Raw genomic sequence first — 16,057 nt, 5'->3', positions numbered from 1 at the left:
CATGCTGCAGTCGTCGAACCTGCGGGAGCGGATCCGGACGTTGTCCAAATGCGTCTGCGACGGCGCCCGGCTGATGGTCGGGCAGGGGGACTACGCGGCCTATGCCGAGCATGTCCGCCGCACCCATCCCGACCAGGCGCCGATGACCGAGGTGGAGTTCTTCCGCAACCGGGAGAACGCCCGCTTCGGAGTCGGCAACACGTCGGGCTTCCGCTGCTGCTGAGCAGCGGGCCGACGGACCGGGTTCCTCCGGTCGGGATTTGCAAATCGTATCTACGATCTGATCGAGCGATTGCGGGCCGGATCGTACCGTCGGGCATGCCTCTGGTGCGGGACGAGCCGAAGCGGGAGAGCGATCCCACCAAGCACGGCCTCGACTTCGCGGATGCGCGACCGCCTGCTGTTCGAGAATGCCTAAGCGCGACCCGACACCGATCACGGACGCGGAGGAGGCTCGGATCCGGGCGACATCACGGACGATCCGGACAATCCCGAGCTCACCGCGGCGCAGGCGCGGGCCGCGCGCCTGCGCCGCGGCCGTTCCTGAGCTGGCGGCCACCGTGTGCCGCTCCCGTGGACCACAATAGCCGCCGACCAGGCAGCTCGTGAGTCTGCGCCTCGGTGCCGAGACCGTCGCGGCATTCAAGGCCACCGGTCGGGGCTGGCGGGGCCGCATGAACGGCGCCCTCCGGGCTGCTGCCCGGACTCTCGATGCCGGGTGAGAACCGAGGCCAGGCCATCCCCATCCCGACAGGGCACCGGTGGAGGCGGCGTTTCTCCGCAACCGCGAGAACGCCCGCTGCGAATCCGCACCTGTCCAGGTCCCGCTGCCGCTGATCTGGACCCGATCCGGCCCGGCCGGCGTTCTCCACGCCGGAGGGCCGCCCAGCCCTCGCCAGATGCGGAAGGCCGATGACCGAAGACAGCGTACAGGATCCCCCTGAGCCAAAAGCCGTCAACACCGCCCATGCCTGGGAGCGGGCCTACTGGGCGCGCCGATTCATGGTCCCGGTGGAGCAGGTCGAGGCCGCCGTGGCGGCCGTCGGCGACGATCCGGCCCGCGTGGCCGCCCATCTCGGACGGGACTGGCCGGGCCACGAGCCGGCCACTTGAAGGCGGCATCCCCGGCGCAAGCTCGGCCGCATCTTGACTCGGTGGCCACAATATCCGCCATCTTGGGCTTAACGGGAGGTCGGCATGAGCATTTTCCAGGACGCCATCCTTCGGTTCGGCCGCACGATCATGTCGTATGCGGGCGACGCGGTCTTCCTGCAGGCTGCGGTCTCGTCCGCGGCCAACGTCATCGTGGCGGACGGGGATGTGGGCGAGGAGGAGATCGAATCGGCGATCAGCGGCATCCGCGCCAACCCGATTCTCGAGAAGTCCTACGACACGCTGCGCGTCGAGCAGGAACTCTACGAGGCGATCGCTCGGGCCAAGACCCGGGCCGGGCGGCTGGAGAACCTGCGCCAGGTCGGATCCATCGCCGAACGGCCGATCGAGCAGCGCCAGGACGTGTTCCTGATCGGCGCGGACGTGGCCGATATCGACGGGATCAGCGCGGTCGAGCACAAGGCGCTCGACGAGATCGCCGCCGCGCTGCAGGTCGACAAGTCCGCCCTGCTGCGCTGATCCGGCGGGCGCGCCGGCCCGGCGCCTCCTTTTTCCGGGCCGCCCCCTCATCCCGAGGTGCCGGAGCGCAGCGGAAGCGTCGAAGGAGCCCTCCAGGCAGCGTCGCGATCCCTGGAGCCCTCCTTCGAGGCCCGCTGACGCGGGCCCCTCAGGTTGAGGGCGCGGGTGGGATGTGGTGCATGAAAGGGTCGCCACCGCAAACCTGCGGCGACGCGGCCCGTCCCTTGCCTGACCGGACGTGATAGCGAAACAGTCCGGGTTTAGCCGGTGAGCCGGTAGACAACGCGGAGTTGCCGGCCCGGGGCCGGACGGCGGAGACCGCATGGGCCTCGTCCTCTACGCGCTCAAGTTCCGGATCACGACCTACGTGCTCGCCGTGCTGATGATGCTCGGCGGCGTCGGCGCGATCCTCGTCACGCCCAAGGACGTGCTGCCGGTCGTCGACATCCCGGTCGTCGTCGTGGTCTGGACCTATACCGGCCTGTCGGCGCCGGAGATGGAACAGCGCATCACGACCTACGCCGAGTACGGCATCTCCAACAACGTCAACAACATCCGCCGCATGGAGTCGACGACGCTCCAGGGCACGGCGGTGCAGCGGATCTACTTCGACCCCTCGGTCAGCCTGGATCTCGCCATCGCCCAGGTGGTGTCCTCGACCAATTCGATCCGCGCCGTGATGCCCACCGGCACGCAGCCGCCGGTGATCGTGCGCTACTCCGCCTCCTCGGTGCCGGTGATCCAACTCGCTTTGACCTCGGCCAAGCAGAGCCTCAACGAGGTCTACGACTACGCCCAGTACCGGATCCGCCAGACCCTCGCCCAGGTCCCGGGCTCGACCCTGCCGTCGCCCTTCGGCGGCGCACCCCGGCAGATCATGGTCGATCTCGACCTCAACGCCCTGCAGGCGCTGGGCCTGACGCCGCTGGACGTGACCAACGCCATGACGGCCCAGAACCTGACGGTGCCGTCCGGCCTCGCCAAGATCGGCGAGCAGCAATACCCGGTCCAGCTCAACGCCACCCCCCCCTCAATCGAGACCCTGAACCTCGCGCCGATCAAGGTGGTGGCCGGCCAGCCCGTGCTGGTGCGCGACGTCGCCTATGTCCGCGACGGCGGGCCGCCGCAGGTCAATGTGGTCAGCGCCGACGGCCAGCAGGCCGTGCTGATGCAGATCATCAAGAACGGCAACGCTTCGACGCTGAACGTCGTGAACAACGTCAAGGCGGCGATGCCGACGATCCGCGCCGCCGCGCCCGAGGGCCTGTCGATCAAGCCGCTCTTCGACCAGTCGGTCTTCGTGTCGAACGCCATCGAGGGCGTGCTGCACGAGGCGCTGACCGCGGCGGCCCTGACGGGGCTGGCCATCCTGCTGTTCCTCGGCTCCTGGCGCTCGACGATCATCGTGCTGATCTCGATCCCGCTCTGCGTCATGACCTCGCTGGCCGTGCTGGCGGCGCTCGGCGAGACCATCAACGTGATGACGCTGGGCGGCCTCGCGCTCGCGGTCGGCATCTTGGTGGACGACGCCACGGTGGCGATCGAGAACACCTACCGCCTGTTCGAGGAGGGCGAGAAGTTCCGGGAGAGCGTGGTCCACGGCGCCGCCGGCATCGCCAAGCCGGCTTTGATCTCGACGCTGGCGATCTGCGCGGCGTTCACGGCGGTGTTCGCGCTCACCGACACGCCAAAGTACCTGTTCACCCCGCAGGCGCTCGCGGTCGTGTTCGCGATGCTGACCTCCTACCTGCTGTCGCGAACCCTGGTGCCGCTGCTGATCGACGTGATCGTGGCGCCGGAATACCGGCAGAAGCACGCCAAGGACCGGGATGCCCACGAGCCGCCCCGGCGGGGGCGGATCGCCCGGGCGTTCGGTCTCTTCGGCGCTCCCCTGATGCGGCTCGCTGGCCGGATCCATGGCGGATTCGAGCGCGGCTTCGCGCGGTTCCACCGCGGCTATGTCGGCCTGCTCCACGCGGTGCTGCGCCACCGGATCGTCACCCTGGGGGCCGTCGGCGGCGTGCTCGGCATGACCGGCGCGCTGTTCGTCTTCGTGGGCCAGGATTATTTCCCGCAGATCGAGGCGAGCCAGATGACCATGCATCTGCGCACCCGCACCGGCATGCGCATCGAGACCGCCCGGCAGGTCTTCGCCGAGGTCGAGGCCACCGTCCGCGAGGTGATCCCGGCGGGCGAGGTCGACCAGATCCTCCAGAATCTCGGCCTGCCCTCGAACAACTACAACTTCGCGTTCTCGGACGGTTCGTTCGTCTCCTACAATGACGGGCAGATGCTCATCAGCCTCAAGGAGGGGCACGGCCCGGTGGCGGGCTACACGAAGCGCCTGCGCGACGTGCTGATGAAGCGCTTCCCCGACGTGACCGTCTATTTCCAGCCCGCCGACATGATCACCCAGATCCTGAATTTCGGCGTCCTCACGCCGATCGACGTGCAGGTCTCCGGGCGGAACAAGGAGAGGGATCTGGAGGTCGCCCAGCGCATCGTCCAGCGTCTGAAGCACACCAAGGGCCTCGTCGACGTCCACCTGCAGCAGATCGTCAACGCCCCGCAATTCTACGTCGATGTCGACCGGCGCCTCGCCTCCGAACTCGGGCTCACCGAGCAGCAGGTGGCGCAGAACATGAACATCTCGCTGTCCGGCAGCTACCAGGTGACGCCGAATTTCTGGCCCGATCCGAAGACCGGCATCCCCTATCAGCTCTGGGTGCAGACACCGGAATATCGCAACAGCTCGCTCACCGACCTGCGCAACACGCCGATGTTCGTGCGCGCCGCCGCGACCTCCGGCTCCGGCCCCGGGGTGCTGACCCTGCTCTCCAGCCTCGCCGACATCCGCCGGATGCCGACGCAGACCATGATCAGCCACGTCAACATCCAGCCGACCTTCGACATCTTCGCCTCGGTGCAGGACCGAGACCTCGGCTCGGTGGCCCGCGAGATCGACGCCATCGTGCAGGACGAGCAGAAGAACCTGGAGGCACCCGACAAGATCGTGGTGCGCGGCCAGATCGAAAACATGCGCTCAGCCTTCTTCCGGCTGGAGATCGGCCTCGGCATCGCGCTGATCGCCGTCTACCTGCTGATGGCGGTGAACTACCAGAGCTGGGGCGACCCGTTCGTGGTGATCGCCGCCCTGCCGATGGCCTTCTGCGGGATCACCTTCGCGCTGTTCGTCACGGGAACGGCTTTCTCGATCCCGTCGATCTTCGGGGCGATCATGTCGGTGGGCATCGCCTCGGCGAACTCGATCCTGCTCGTCACCTTCGCCAAGGAGCACCGGGAGGCGACGGGCTGCAGCGCCCTGGAGGCGGCGATCACCGCCGGCGAGACCCGGCTGCGGCCGGTGCTGATGACCGCCTCGGCGATGTTTCTGGGGCTGATCCCGATGGCGCTGGGCACCGGCGAGGGCGGCGAGCAGAACGCGGCGCTCGCCCGGGCCGTGATGGGCGGCATCGCCTTCGCGACGCCCGCGACCCTGCTGCTGGTGCCGTTCCTCTACGTGCTGATGCGCGGCGGCGCGGCGCAGCCGGTGCAGGATTACCTGGAGCCGGAGGGCCGGCCGGCGGCGGCGTGAGGCACCGCGGCGGCAGGACGAGCCGCGGGTCGTCCCCTCTCCCGTTCGGGAGAGGGGCGCGTCGCGCTCCGCCGCCGGTATCGCTGGCCCGATCCGGATGTATGAACATCGGATCCTGATCGGGGGATGCCCTTCCGGGTCGCTCACCCCTCCTTGAAGCCATATTCCGGCGTGTCGTCGTCGTTGCCGTAATACTTGTACGGCAGGAACTTGCCCGACATGGTGAGCCGCACGCGGTCGCCCTTGTTGTTGGCCTCGCGGGCCATGTCCATGTTGAAGTCGATCGCCGACATGATGCCGTCGCCGAACTCCTCCTGGATCAGCTCCTTGAAGGTCGTGCCGTAGACCATCACCAGCTCGTAGAAACGGTAGATCAGCGGGTCGGTGGGCGGCATCGACGGGATCGAGCCGCGATAGGGCGGCTCGTTGAGCATCCGCTCCTCGGCGGCGGTGAGGCCGAAGAGCTCGGCGGCCCGCTTGGCCTGGGCCTTCGGCAGCTTCATCTGGCCCATGCAGGCCGCGGTGATCAGGAACGGCGACAGGCCGCCGATCTCCTCGTGGATGTGCTTCCAGCTCCAGCCCTTCTCGCGCTTGATGTCGAGCAGCTTCTCGGTGAGGTCCTCGCGCTTCATCGTCGGCTCCCAGGTTTGACTTGTCGATCGGTCCGGTGAGGCCGCTTGGCCCGCGGCCTCACCCACCCCGATGCGAGGTGCGCGTCGGGATCGCAACCGTGAGGGGATGCGGCCGCAATCGGACGCGGGCCCGCTCATTCGGCAAACGGTGTGCCACCTGTCGCCGTCACGGAAACATCAGTCTCGACAAGAGCTTGGCCGGCTGGATGCCGATCACGACATCTCGTCAGAAACGAGATATCGTGATCTGATGACGATATCTCGTGAGTTCGGCGTTCCCGGCCCATTCGGGCCGGTCTTCGAGGGGAGCCCGGAGCCCATGCTGGTGCTTGCCCCCGAAGAGGATCGGATCGCCGACGCCAATCCGGCGGCGGCGCGTCTGCTCGGCCACGGGCGTTCGGCGCTGCGGAGCGCGCGGGCGAGCGGGCTGTTCCCCGGCCAGCGCGCCGCCCTCACGGTCTTCACCCAGGCCGCCCTGGCGAAGGGGCATTGGTGGACGCGGACGCTGTCGCCGCGCGACGCGGCGGGCCGCGACCTGCGGGTCGAGGCCGTGGCCTTCCCGCTTCCCGGCAGGCCGATGCGCCTCCTCGTGACGCTTGCGGACCCGGACGCGATCCACCGCCGTCAGGTCGATGGCGAGGCCGAGGCCCACATGCGCGCCGGCCTCTCCGAGTGGCAGCGCATGGAGCGCATCTTCCGCGACATCGAGCGGGGCAACCAGCTGATCCTGCGCGCGGCCGGGGAGGGGATCTACGGCGTCAACGCGGAGGGCGTGACCACCTTCGTCAACCCGGCCGCCGCGCGCATGCTCGGCTGCAAGGCCGCCGACCTCGTCGGCCGGGACATGCATGCCGCCGTGCATCACACCCGCCCGGACGGCAGCCACTACCCCCATCGCGACTGCCCGATCTATGCGGCGTTCCGGGACGGGGCCGTGCATCAGGTCGATCACGAGGTCTTTTGGCGCGCCGACGGAACCTCCTTCCCGGTCGAGTACACCTCGACGCCGATCCGCGACCGGGGAAGCCTGCTCGGTGCCGTCATCGTCTTCCGCGACGTCAGCCAGCGCCGGGAGGACGAGGCGCGCCTGACGAGCGCGCTGGCCGAAGTCGATTCCCTCCGCGAGCGCCTCGAGTTGGAGAATGCGTATCTCAAAGAGGAAATCCGGGCCGAGCGCCAGCATCAGGGCATCATCGGCCGCTCGCCGGCCATCGCGGCGACGCTCCGGCAGATCGAGCGCGTGGCCGGGACCGACGCCACCGTGCTGATCACCGGCGAATCCGGCACCGGCAAGGAGCTGATCGCCCGGGCGATCCATGACGCGAGCCGCCGCAGCGCCGGCCCCATGATCCGCGTGAATTGCGCGGCGATCCCCCGCGAGCTGTTCGAGAGCGAGTTCTTCGGCCACGCCAAGGGCAGCTTCACCGGGGCGCTCCGCGACCGGGTCGGCCGGTTCGAACTCGCCGATCGCGGCACGCTGTTCCTCGACGAGGTCGGGGAGATCCCCCTCGACCTCCAGGGCAAGCTGCTGCGCGTCCTGCAGGAGCGCTCGCTCGAGCGGGTCGGCGAAGCGCGCACGCGGGCCGTGGACGTGCGCGTGGTCGCGGCCACCAACCGGGACCTGCGCGCCGAGATCCGGGCAGGCCGCTTCCGGGAGGATCTCTACTTCCGTCTCAACGTCTTCCCGATCCAGGCGCGGCCCCTGCGCGAGCGGCCCGAGGATATCCCGCCGATCGCCCAGCACCTGCTCCGGGTCGCCGCGCGCCGCCTCACCGTCCCGGAGCCGCGGCTCTCGGAGGGCGATGTCCGTCGCCTCTGCCGCTATCCCTGGCCCGGCAATGTCCGCGAGCTGGAGAATGTTATCGAGCGGGCGGTGATCCTCTCCGCCCGGGGCCGCCTCCGCCTCGATTTGCCCGATGGCGAGGCGACCGGGTTTACGGACCCGGCCGCGCCCGCCGCGGCGCAGGACGGGCGGCCCGCCACGGAGGCCGAGCGCCGGGCGCGTGACCGCGCCGAGATCGTCGCGGCCCTGGCGCTGGCGGGCGGCCGGATCTCCGGCCCGGGGGGCGCGGCGGCGCTCCTCGGCCTGCGCCCGACGACGCTGGCCTCGCGGATCAAGGCTCACGGGATCGCGCGCGGCTGATCCGGCGCATCCTTGATCCGATCCCGAGGTCGCTGGGCCGGCGACGGCCGCTGGGGACGCGGCGGGCCGTCCGACCGCACCGATCGTTGGCGGCAGCGATCCCGCACCGCCCCGGCCTGAACGAGGCTCCGCCAGGCCTCCGGGACGGTGATCGCCGCCTCCGCGAGCGTGGTTTCGATGCACCGGGCGGGCGGGAAGCGCGCGGCTCCCGGCGGAAACGCTTGCATCCGGTGCGTGTTTTCGGACCATGCGTCTTCAGGTCTCGGAGGCGGGTTTTGGGCGGAGACGAGCAGGACGGACAGACGGCCGATGGGGCGACGGGTGCATCCGCGCGGCCGGTCCCCTGGGAATTCGTGCTGCCCGAAGAGACGGCCACCGAGGATCTCGGCCTGTTCCTCTCCGAGTTCCTGCTGCCGGGAGACGTGGTGGCGCTGTCCGGAGGATTGGGGGGCGGCAAGACCACGCTCGCCCGCGCGATCATCCGCGAACTCGCCGGCGACGCGCAGCTTGAGGTGCCGAGCCCGACCTTCACCCTGATCCAGCCCTACGCGGCCCGCGACGGTCGGCCGGTCGTCCATGCCGACCTCTACCGACTGCGCGACCCCGACGAGTTGGTGGAACTCGGCTTCGACGAGATGGCCGAGGGCGCCATCACCCTGGTCGAGTGGCCCGACCGGATGCCGCCCCGCGGCGGCCCGGTGCTGACCGTGGACCTGTCTCTGCGGGCCGAATTCGGCCCCAAGGCGCGGCTGGCCCGGATCGACGGCAGCGGCGGCATGCGCGCCCGCCTGGACCGGGCGCGGGCGGTCCGCCGCCTCCTCGACCGCAGCGGCTGGGACATCGCCGAGCGGACGCTGATGCAGGGCGACGCCTCCTCCCGCGCCTACGAGCGCCTGACCAAGCCCGACGGCACCAGCGCCGTGCTGATGATCGCGCCGCCGCGCCCCGACGGCCCACCGGTGCGGGACGGCAAGCCCTACAGCGCGATCGTGCACCTCGCCGAGAGCGTCCACGCTTTCGTGGCCCTGGACCGCGGCCTGCGCGCGCTCGGCTTCTCGGCGCCCAGGATCTACGGCGAGGATCTCGCCGAGGGTCTGCTGATCCTGGAGGATCTCGGCAGCGAGCCGGTGATCGAAGGCGGCGCCCCGCGGCCGGAGCGCTATGCCGAGGCCGTGCGTGTGCTGGCCAAGCTCCATGCCAACCCGCTCCCCCCGGTCCTGCCGGTGGCGGACGGGATCGAGCACGTGCTGCCGCCCTACGACATGGAGGCGCTGCTGTTCGAGGCGGAACTGATGCCCGAATGGTATGCCCCGGCGATCCGGAACGTCAGCCTGTCGGCGGAGGCGCGGGCGGCCTTCCTCGACCTGTGGCGGGAAGCGCTCCAGGGCGCGATCCCGGACCGGCCGACCTGGACCCTGCGCGACTACCATTCCCCGAACCTGATCTGGTTGCCCGAGCGCGACGGGCTGGAGCGGGTGGGGCTGATCGATTTCCAGGATGCCGTGATGGGCCACCCGGCCTATGACGTCGCCTCGCTGCTCCAGGATGCCCGGGTCGATTCCAGCGCCGAGTTCGAGCTGCGGCTGCTCGGCCTCTACGCCCGCGAGCGCCGCGGGCGGGACCCGGCCTTCGATGTCGGGGCTTTCGCCACCGCCTACGCGCTGCTGGCGGCCCAGCGGGCCACCAAGATCCTCGGCATCTTCGCGCGCCTCGACCGGCGCGACGGCAAGCCCGGCTATCTCGCCCATCTGCCGCGGATCGAGGGCTATCTCGCCCGCAACCTCGCCCATCCGGCGCTTGCCGGGTTGCGGGCCTGGCACGCGGACCACCTGCCGGGTCTCGTCGCCCCGGCGCCCGAACCCTGACCTCCGGATTTCCGACCGCATGAGCGATCCCAGCCCCGCCGTCAGCCGCGCCTTTGTCCTGGCCGCGGGCCTGGGCAAGCGCATGCGGCCGGTGACTGCCACGGTGCCGAAGCCCCTGGTCGAGGTGGCCGGCAAGGCACTGCTCGATCACGCCCTCGACCGGGTGGCCGAGGCGGGGATCGGGACCGCAATCGTCAACGTCCACTATCTCGCCGACCTGATCGAGGGGCACTTGGCCCGTCGGGCCGAGGGGCCGGACCGGGGGCCGTCGACGGTCGTGTCCGACGAGCGCGCGGCACTGCTGGAGACGGGAGGCGGCATCCGCAAGGCGCTGCCGCTCCTAGGGGATGCGCCGTTCGTGGTGCTGAACTCGGATTCCTTCTGGCTAGAGGGGCCGGCCTCCAACCTGCGCCGGCTGATCGAGAGCTGGGATGCGGGCCGCATGGACGGCCTCCTGTTGGTGGCGCCCACCGCCACCAGCCTCGGCTACGAGGGGGCCGGGGATTTCGTGATGGACTCCGATGGCCGCCTGGAGCGCCGCGGCGAGCGCGCGGTGGCGCCGTTCATCTATGCGGGCGTGGCGATCCTCACGCCGAGCCTGTTCGCCGACACGCCGGACGGTGCCTTCTCGCTCAACCGGCTGTTCGACCGGGCGATCGCGGCGGGGCGCCTGTTCGGGATGCGGCTCGACGGTCAGTGGCTGCATGTCGGCACGCCGGAGGCGATCCGGGCCGCGGAGGAGCGCGTGCGCGCGAGCGCCCGGACGCCGTAGGCGCGGGACATCCGAGGCGCGCGCACGGGCGGTGAAAGTCGTTGTCCGAAGTGTCTTGCCAAGCCGGATTTGAGCCTCTAGAAGCCCTCTCACACCGGCGGGCCGAGAGCCCGCCGCCGTGTCAGGCGCCCGTAGCTCAGCTGGATAGAGCACCAGACTACGAATCTGGGGGTCAGAGGTTCGAATCCTTTCGGGCGCGCCATTCCTACCAAGCACTTAGCGGATGCCGGGGCGCTGCCCTTTCCCGCTGACGACTAGCAGACGACTAACCCACTGAAATCAGCGACCGCGACTAAGGTAGCGCCCGGTATCTTGCGCTGACACGCGGCAAGCGTTTGCTCGCTGTCGTAGTCATTGGAGCCATGCGGCTAGCCGCCGGGCCGCAACAGCCCCCCATGCAACACCCGGGCTGCGCTGTCGCAGTGCCTACACCGCTCGCGCGTCCGCGTTGCTGACACGACCATGCGCGGCGCTGAACCCCCCCCTCCCCGGTTGGGTCCCCCGGCACCGGCTTCCCAAGCAAGGGGGCTGTTCCGCCACCCAACGACACCGCAACTCCGAATCCCACCCCCCCCCCCGGGGGGGGGCGGAAGGCAAGCACCTGCAAAAACATAGGAAACTTTCCAATCCTGCCCGACTTCAGCGGGGAACCGGTTTTTGAGAGGACGGGGCTTTGCGCAACCAAAGCGGAGAGGCACACAATAAGAACGGACGTCGGAGAACACCTTCGAAGGCGGCCGGTACTCTCAGGGAATAGACGATGCGATCACAAGTAGAGCAGGACGACAACCGCCTCTTTGCCGCCGCTGAATTTCGGCGCCGCACTAACATGGGCCGTACGAAAGAATGGGAGTTGCGCCGCGCCGGCAGGCTGCGTGCTGTCATGATCGGACACCGGATCAACTACACAATGTCGGAACTGCGCCGGATCCTCGCCGAAGGCACGGAGGGCGTGCGCCATGTCTGAGCTGATCGAAGCGATATTTCCTCTGCCGAGCGGCCGACTGCCGGGGTCTATGTTTGACATGGATGCCTTCAACAAACTTAACTTGCTTGCAGCCGACGGTCTTGATGATCGGCTGTTCTATGTTCCGCCGCTCTGGCGGCCCGTACATGCGCACGAGCATCAAGGCCCTTCGTTGGGCTCCAAGCTGATTGCCGGAACGCCCGGTGCAGCTCGCCGAGCATTCGAGCTGTCCCGCCGGGTGAACCCCGAACATCTCGCGGTGTGCTTGAACCGCGTTCATCCTGGCATCGGCGGTCTACCGACACGCAGCGACATCAATGCGTGGCGGGGATTTGCAATAGAGCTGCCGACCCGGTTTGAGTGCGATTATGCCCGCCCGCCGATGGAGCCGCGTCTGCCGGATAAGCTATTGGTTATCCATGTCAGGTTCGTCGCTGCAGGTGTGGAGCCTGTCTACATTATCGATGCGATTACGGGTAGGTACTTTGCTTTTCTGAAGGCAGACCGGACAATTCCGCTTAATCTAGGTTCCGGTACACAATTTGACTATGACACAGCGGCACGAAAGCTTGCAAAAGCGGTGGGCGGCAAGCCTGTCCCCCTGAACGGATACCTGCCAATGCCGGGCGCCTGTGCGCTCCTGCTGAACGACGGGCATGCCCCGGCTTCTGCCGAGAACGCAATTGTGTCGTGCAGCGCAGAGAAAGGGCTGCCGGTCCCGACCTACGGCTCAACCTGCGACGACTTCCTCGCTGTTGCTGAGCGTATCGCCGCGACGCCCATCATTCGCTTCTGACAGGACTGTGCTGACATGAGCCAAGCAGTTTTAGAACAAAACACGAACACGAAAGGGTGGGGTTTCGGCTCCACCCCCCTCGTTGCGCCAATCGCAGGTGGAGCGTTGACCGCGCTCCGTCCGCATGTCGACCCGCAGGGTGCCACCCGTGGTCTCGCCGAAAATGATACTGCGGCGTCTCGTGATCGCCGAGCGCGGGGCGCCCTCAATCCGTGGGGTGCCTATGGGCCGCTCGCCGTGGATGGCGGGTGGCGCGCTGTGCCTATTGAAGCCGGAGAGAAGGGGCCGCGCCTGAAGGGGTGGCCGGGCCGCGGCGTGCCCACCACTCCGGAGGTGGCAGCGTGGGCTGCAAAGCCCGGCGCAAACATGGGGCTTGTCCTTGGCGTGCATGAGAATCTGCCGGAGAACGAGCACGTCGTCGCGGTCGACATGGACGTGACTGACCCGACAGCGGCCCGCGCGGTGCTCGACATCGTACGCCGCTATGTCCCCGACGCGCCACTGCGCACCGGCAACCCGGCCAAGCCGGGTGCCGTCTTCGTCCGCGTCTGCGCGGAGCCGGGCGACAGCCCCACGCTTCGTCAGGGCGGGAAGTACCGCTTCGCTGACACGCCGGAGGGAAAGACGGAGCAAGTGGAGATGCTCGGAGCCGGCCGGCAGGCCGTCATCCGCGGCATGCACCCGGCAGGTGTGCCCTACGCGTGGGAGAGCGGCAGGGGCATCCCTGAAATACGGGTGGCCGAGCTGCCGTCCCTATCGGTCGCGCAGGCGGCCAAGATGATCGCTGAATGCGATGCGGCCATTGAGGCGGCGGGTGGCGTCCTTAGGCAGGCCGGCCGGGTGTCAGGCGAGCGGGGCGGCTCCGGTGAGGCGTATCTGCCGGAGCTGAACGAGTCGGCAGCGCGCAAGCTGCTGACAGGGCTAGAGCAGACCGCGAATGACCTAGACCGAGATGAGTGGATCGCCTTCGTGAAGGCTGTTCACACGGTCTGTGCACCGGCGCTTGGCGAAGAGATCGCCTTTGCCGCGCTCCTGCGCTTCACGGACCGGTGGGAGGCTGCGCCGGAGGGTGCCGACCCGGAGCTGCTGCGCCGTGCCATCCACGAGGGACGGCAGCTCGAGAGCTACGGCCTGCGCAACCTTGTGCGGGTCATGCGTGAGCGCGGATGGACAGCGGGTGCCGGCTTCCTCGCTCAGCTCGACTTCTCGGATGCGCCGCCGGCCAACGATAACGATATGCCGGGTGCCACGGATGATCCTCCGCGCCCCGTGCTCCTTCAGGACGCAGACATTGCCGGCGCGCTCGACGCGTTCGAGGCGTCAGTGACCGAGCGCGGGTTGCCGCTCTATCAGCGCGGCGGCCCCGTCATGGTCGCGCGCGGGCGGTATCGGGACAGGTGTGGGCGTGAGGTGAGCGGAAGCGCCCTGCACATGATGACGGTGGCGAACCTCACTGAGTTCGCATCCCGGCATTTTGACGTGCGCCGGCCGGGCCGAAAGGGATCTGAGGTGCCGGCAATACTCTCTCATCAGCTCGCGGCGGCGTATCTCGATCGGGGACAGTGGCGGCTGCCCACGATCGGTGCACTCGTGCAGGCCCCCATCTTGGCGCGATCGGGTCGTATCGTTTCGGCGCCGGGCTTCGATCCCGAGAGTGGTGTTTTCGTCGCTGACACGCTGACAGGCTTCACCACGCCTGACACGTCGGATTGGCGAACCGAGACGGACGCGCGTCGAGCGGCGCGGGCAGCCCTCACCCTGCTTGCAGGGCTGTTCTCGCACTACCGCTTCGCGACCCCGGCGGATCGCAGCGTGGCGCTTGCGGCCTTGCTGACGCCGTTCGCCGTGCACGCGGGCGTGCGTGGACCGCTCTTCGCCTTCAATGGCACTGGGCCCGGCGTCGGCAAGAGCAAGCTCGTGGACGCCATTGCGGTCCTGCTCACCGGCGCCCGGGCGCAGGCGATGACGCAGGGAGTTTCGGCGGCCGAGTTCGAAAAGCATATGCTCGGCAAGGTGCTTGAGGGCGCGTCGCTCCTGAACATCGATAACGTGGAGCAGCCGCTCGAGGGCGACACGCTCAATGCTGTGCTCACACAGGAGCGCCTCTCGATCCGGCCGCTTGGCACCTCCCGCACCGTCACGGTGGAACACCGTCTGACCCTGTATGCCACAGGCAACAACCTCGTGGTGCGTGGGGACATGGCGCGTCGCGTGCTCACCTGCCGGATCGATCCGGGCGTGGAGCGGCCCGAGCTCCGGACATTCCCATTCGACCCCGCCGAGCGGGCAGCGGCCGAACGGACGGCCCTCGTGAGCGCGGCTCTGACCGTTCTCGCGGCACACGCCCACAGTGGCTTTCCCGGCATGGCGCGGCTGACAACGGCCTATGGCAGCTTCGAGGAGTGGTCGCGCTACGTCCGGGCAGCCCTCGTCTGGCTCGGCGAGGCCGATCCGCTCGACGTTACCGCGGGACTGCGCGAGGCCGACCCCGTGCTAACGCGGCTCGGTGTCGTGCTTGATGCACTCGTGAGCACGGTTGGGCTCGACGTACCATTTGGAGCCCGAGACATCGTGCCGGGCTCGGCGCTTACGGAGTTCGTGGCGGCGGACGACGGGGATGCCCCGGCTCCCCGGCAGGTTCTTGGGGCGGCTCTGCGAGAGGCGCTTGCGGAAGAGCGGATCGGCCGTGGTCTCGCGGACGCGGCCGGGATAGGTCGCTACCTCGGCCGGAACGAGGGGCGTGTGGTGAACGGCCTGCGCCTCGACAAAGCCCGCAGCGATGCGAAGCGCGGCCACCTCTACCGTGTGAGCCGAGCCGCCGATGCTAACCCGCATTCGGCACGTGGGGGATCGGGGGGATAATGGGGTACTTTTCTACCCCTCCGAAAAAACAAGATTTGAAGAAGAGGAAATTAGATATGGGAGCGATAGAAAGATCCCCCGTTCTACCCCAAGTCCCCCAAGTGCGGGACAAGGGCAGTACGGGCCAAGACCTGAGAACAGGCGGTATCACGGCCGGCGATCCGGCTGCCGCGCCCACACTGCCGGCCCCTGTGCGCGAGAACAACGGCCGGTTCAAGCGGGGCGGCCCCTCGCCGAACCCGGGTGGCCGGCCGGCGGTGGCGCCGGAAGTACGTGAGGCTGCGCGGGCTTACACGACCGAAATGCTCAGCGTCTTAGTGAACGTGGCAATGGATGAAGGGGCGCCTGCGGCCGCCCGCGTCACGGCGGCAACCGCGGTGCTTGATCGCGGGCATGGAAAGCCGACGGTCAGCGTAGACGCTAAAGTTGAGACAATCGATCCCAACCAAGCTTTCCTTGATGCCTTGATCGAGGTGAACAGCAGTTTTTCTGTTCTTGATCGGCAGGATCCGCCCGGATTAGAAATGAGAAAGGATAGATAGTACAGAACTGTTTCTTTTTGCGCCATCAAGCGCGGCACCGATTAAACGGTGGCCGCGCTCGACGCCTTTGACTTATGTGGTTCGATAAAATTTTAGGGATTATATATATTTTTGCAGAATTTAACGCAAGGTTGGTCACACGTTTAGCTCGCCAAATCTCAAAAGATCCTGGCCTTGCGTGATCAGGGACCGGCGGACAACAGACCGGCTAAAGAATAGCAGGATGAGCCTAGAATGCGCCTCCGAGAAAC

At 68.2% G+C, this 16,057-nt stretch carries 13 protein-coding genes and 1 tRNA gene; 13 read left to right on the top strand and 1 reads right to left on the bottom strand.

Features of this window, described 5'->3' with window-relative positions; genetic code table 11:
• The first annotated feature begins 1 nt into the window (after window position 1).
• The 5 genes from BLT59_RS21150 (at window position 2) to BLT59_RS21130 (ending at window position 5,227) form a co-directional block, all read left to right on the top strand.
• Window positions 2–223 carry a YbdD/YjiX family protein gene (locus tag BLT59_RS21150; RefSeq protein ID WP_091784987.1) on the top strand — a complete coding sequence of 74 codons (222 nt, stop codon included), beginning with the start codon at window positions 2–4 and terminating at the stop codon, window positions 221–223.
• Window positions 224–605: 382 nt separating this feature from the next.
• Window positions 606–722, top strand: coding sequence for a BrnA antitoxin family protein (locus BLT59_RS31935; protein WP_244514092.1), 117 nt, complete (start codon window positions 606–608; stop codon window positions 720–722).
• A 190-nt stretch (window positions 723–912) separates the two neighbouring features.
• A complete protein-coding gene (locus BLT59_RS21140) occupies window positions 913–1,113 on the top strand; it encodes a DUF3606 domain-containing protein (protein WP_091784984.1) in 201 nt (66 codons plus the stop codon).
• An 84-nt stretch (window positions 1,114–1,197) separates the two neighbouring features.
• Window positions 1,198–1,632, top strand: coding sequence for a tellurite resistance TerB family protein (locus BLT59_RS21135; RefSeq protein WP_091784981.1), 435 nt, complete (start codon window positions 1,198–1,200; stop codon window positions 1,630–1,632).
• Window positions 1,633–1,954: 322 nt separating this feature from the next.
• A complete protein-coding gene (locus tag BLT59_RS21130; protein WP_091784978.1) occupies window positions 1,955–5,227 on the top strand; it encodes an efflux RND transporter permease subunit in 3,273 nt (1,090 codons plus the stop codon).
• 143 nt (window positions 5,228–5,370) lie between these two features.
• On the opposite strand, the gene cynS is transcribed toward BLT59_RS21130, so the two are convergent.
• Window positions 5,371–5,859: a cyanase gene (gene cynS, locus BLT59_RS21125; protein WP_091784976.1), complete on the bottom strand. Its 489-nt coding sequence runs from the start codon at window positions 5,857–5,859 to the stop codon at window positions 5,371–5,373.
• 250 nt (window positions 5,860–6,109) lie between these two features.
• Between cynS and BLT59_RS21120 the strand changes: the two genes are divergently transcribed.
• The 8 genes from BLT59_RS21120 (at window position 6,110) to BLT59_RS31930 (ending at window position 15,806) form a co-directional block, all read left to right on the top strand.
• The gene (locus BLT59_RS21120; RefSeq protein ID WP_091784973.1) at window positions 6,110–8,002 is read left to right on the top strand and encodes a sigma 54-interacting transcriptional regulator; all 1,893 of its coding nucleotides are present in this window, start codon (window positions 6,110–6,112) and stop codon (window positions 8,000–8,002) included.
• Between the two features lie 275 nt (window positions 8,003–8,277).
• Window positions 8,278–9,867, top strand: a complete 1,590-nt coding sequence (tsaE, locus tag BLT59_RS21110) for a tRNA (adenosine(37)-N6)-threonylcarbamoyltransferase complex ATPase subunit type 1 TsaE (protein ID WP_091784965.1) — start codon at window positions 8,278–8,280, stop codon at window positions 9,865–9,867.
• A 19-nt stretch (window positions 9,868–9,886) separates the two neighbouring features.
• Window positions 9,887–10,639: a nucleotidyltransferase family protein gene (locus tag BLT59_RS21105; protein ID WP_091784962.1), complete on the top strand. Its 753-nt coding sequence runs from the start codon at window positions 9,887–9,889 to the stop codon at window positions 10,637–10,639.
• Between the two features lie 125 nt (window positions 10,640–10,764).
• A tRNA-Arg gene (locus BLT59_RS21100) sits at window positions 10,765–10,841 on the top strand.
• A gap of 558 nt (window positions 10,842–11,399) precedes the next feature.
• A complete protein-coding gene (locus tag BLT59_RS30745) occupies window positions 11,400–11,606 on the top strand; it encodes a hypothetical protein (RefSeq protein ID WP_139174092.1) in 207 nt (68 codons plus the stop codon).
• Window positions 11,599–12,402 (top strand): hypothetical protein, encoded by an 804-nt coding sequence (locus tag BLT59_RS30740; RefSeq protein ID WP_139174091.1) that lies wholly within the window; start codon window positions 11,599–11,601, stop codon window positions 12,400–12,402. Before BLT59_RS30745 ends, BLT59_RS30740 begins: the two co-directional genes overlap by 8 nt.
• Before the next feature lie 15 nt (window positions 12,403–12,417).
• On the top strand, window positions 12,418–15,264 hold the full coding sequence (locus tag BLT59_RS21095) for a bifunctional DNA primase/polymerase (RefSeq protein ID WP_091784958.1): 2,847 nt from the start codon (window positions 12,418–12,420) through the stop codon (window positions 15,262–15,264).
• On the top strand, window positions 15,264–15,806 hold the full coding sequence (locus BLT59_RS31930) for a hypothetical protein (RefSeq protein ID WP_244514091.1): 543 nt from the start codon (window positions 15,264–15,266) through the stop codon (window positions 15,804–15,806). Before BLT59_RS21095 ends, BLT59_RS31930 begins: the two co-directional genes overlap by 1 nt.
• Window positions 15,807–16,057 lie beyond the last annotated feature (251 nt).

The organism is Methylobacterium sp. UNC378MF (genome assembly GCF_900103195.1).
Classification (GTDB): domain Bacteria; phylum Pseudomonadota; class Alphaproteobacteria; order Rhizobiales; family Beijerinckiaceae; genus Methylobacterium.
The sequence above is the reverse complement of the archived record's forward strand: the minus strand, read 5'-3'. Positions and strand labels throughout refer to the sequence as shown.

What these genes read in the sequence shown, in the direction of transcription:
- BLT59_RS21150 (WP_091784987.1), top strand. Translation starts at nt 2, where the DNA reads ATGCTGCAGTCGTCGAACCTGCGGGAGCGGATCCGGACGTTGTCCAAA.
- BLT59_RS21140 (WP_091784984.1), top strand. Translation starts at nt 913, where the DNA reads ATGACCGAAGACAGCGTACAGGATCCCCCTGAGCCAAAAGCCGTCAAC.
- BLT59_RS21135 (WP_091784981.1), top strand. Translation starts at nt 1,198, where the DNA reads ATGAGCATTTTCCAGGACGCCATCCTTCGGTTCGGCCGCACGATCATG.
- BLT59_RS21130 (WP_091784978.1), top strand. Translation starts at nt 1,955, where the DNA reads ATGGGCCTCGTCCTCTACGCGCTCAAGTTCCGGATCACGACCTACGTG.
- cynS (WP_091784976.1), bottom strand. Translation starts at nt 5,859, where the DNA reads ATGAAGCGCGAGGACCTCACCGAGAAGCTGCTCGACATCAAGCGCGAG.
- BLT59_RS21120 (WP_091784973.1), top strand. Translation starts at nt 6,110, where the DNA reads ATGACGATATCTCGTGAGTTCGGCGTTCCCGGCCCATTCGGGCCGGTC.
- BLT59_RS21105 (WP_091784962.1), top strand. Translation starts at nt 9,887, where the DNA reads ATGAGCGATCCCAGCCCCGCCGTCAGCCGCGCCTTTGTCCTGGCCGCG.
- BLT59_RS30745 (WP_139174092.1), top strand. Translation starts at nt 11,400, where the DNA reads ATGCGATCACAAGTAGAGCAGGACGACAACCGCCTCTTTGCCGCCGCT.
- BLT59_RS30740 (WP_139174091.1), top strand. Translation starts at nt 11,599, where the DNA reads ATGTCTGAGCTGATCGAAGCGATATTTCCTCTGCCGAGCGGCCGACTG.
- BLT59_RS21095 (WP_091784958.1), top strand. Translation starts at nt 12,418, where the DNA reads ATGAGCCAAGCAGTTTTAGAACAAAACACGAACACGAAAGGGTGGGGT.
- BLT59_RS31930 (WP_244514091.1), top strand. Translation starts at nt 15,264, where the DNA reads ATGGGGTACTTTTCTACCCCTCCGAAAAAACAAGATTTGAAGAAGAGG.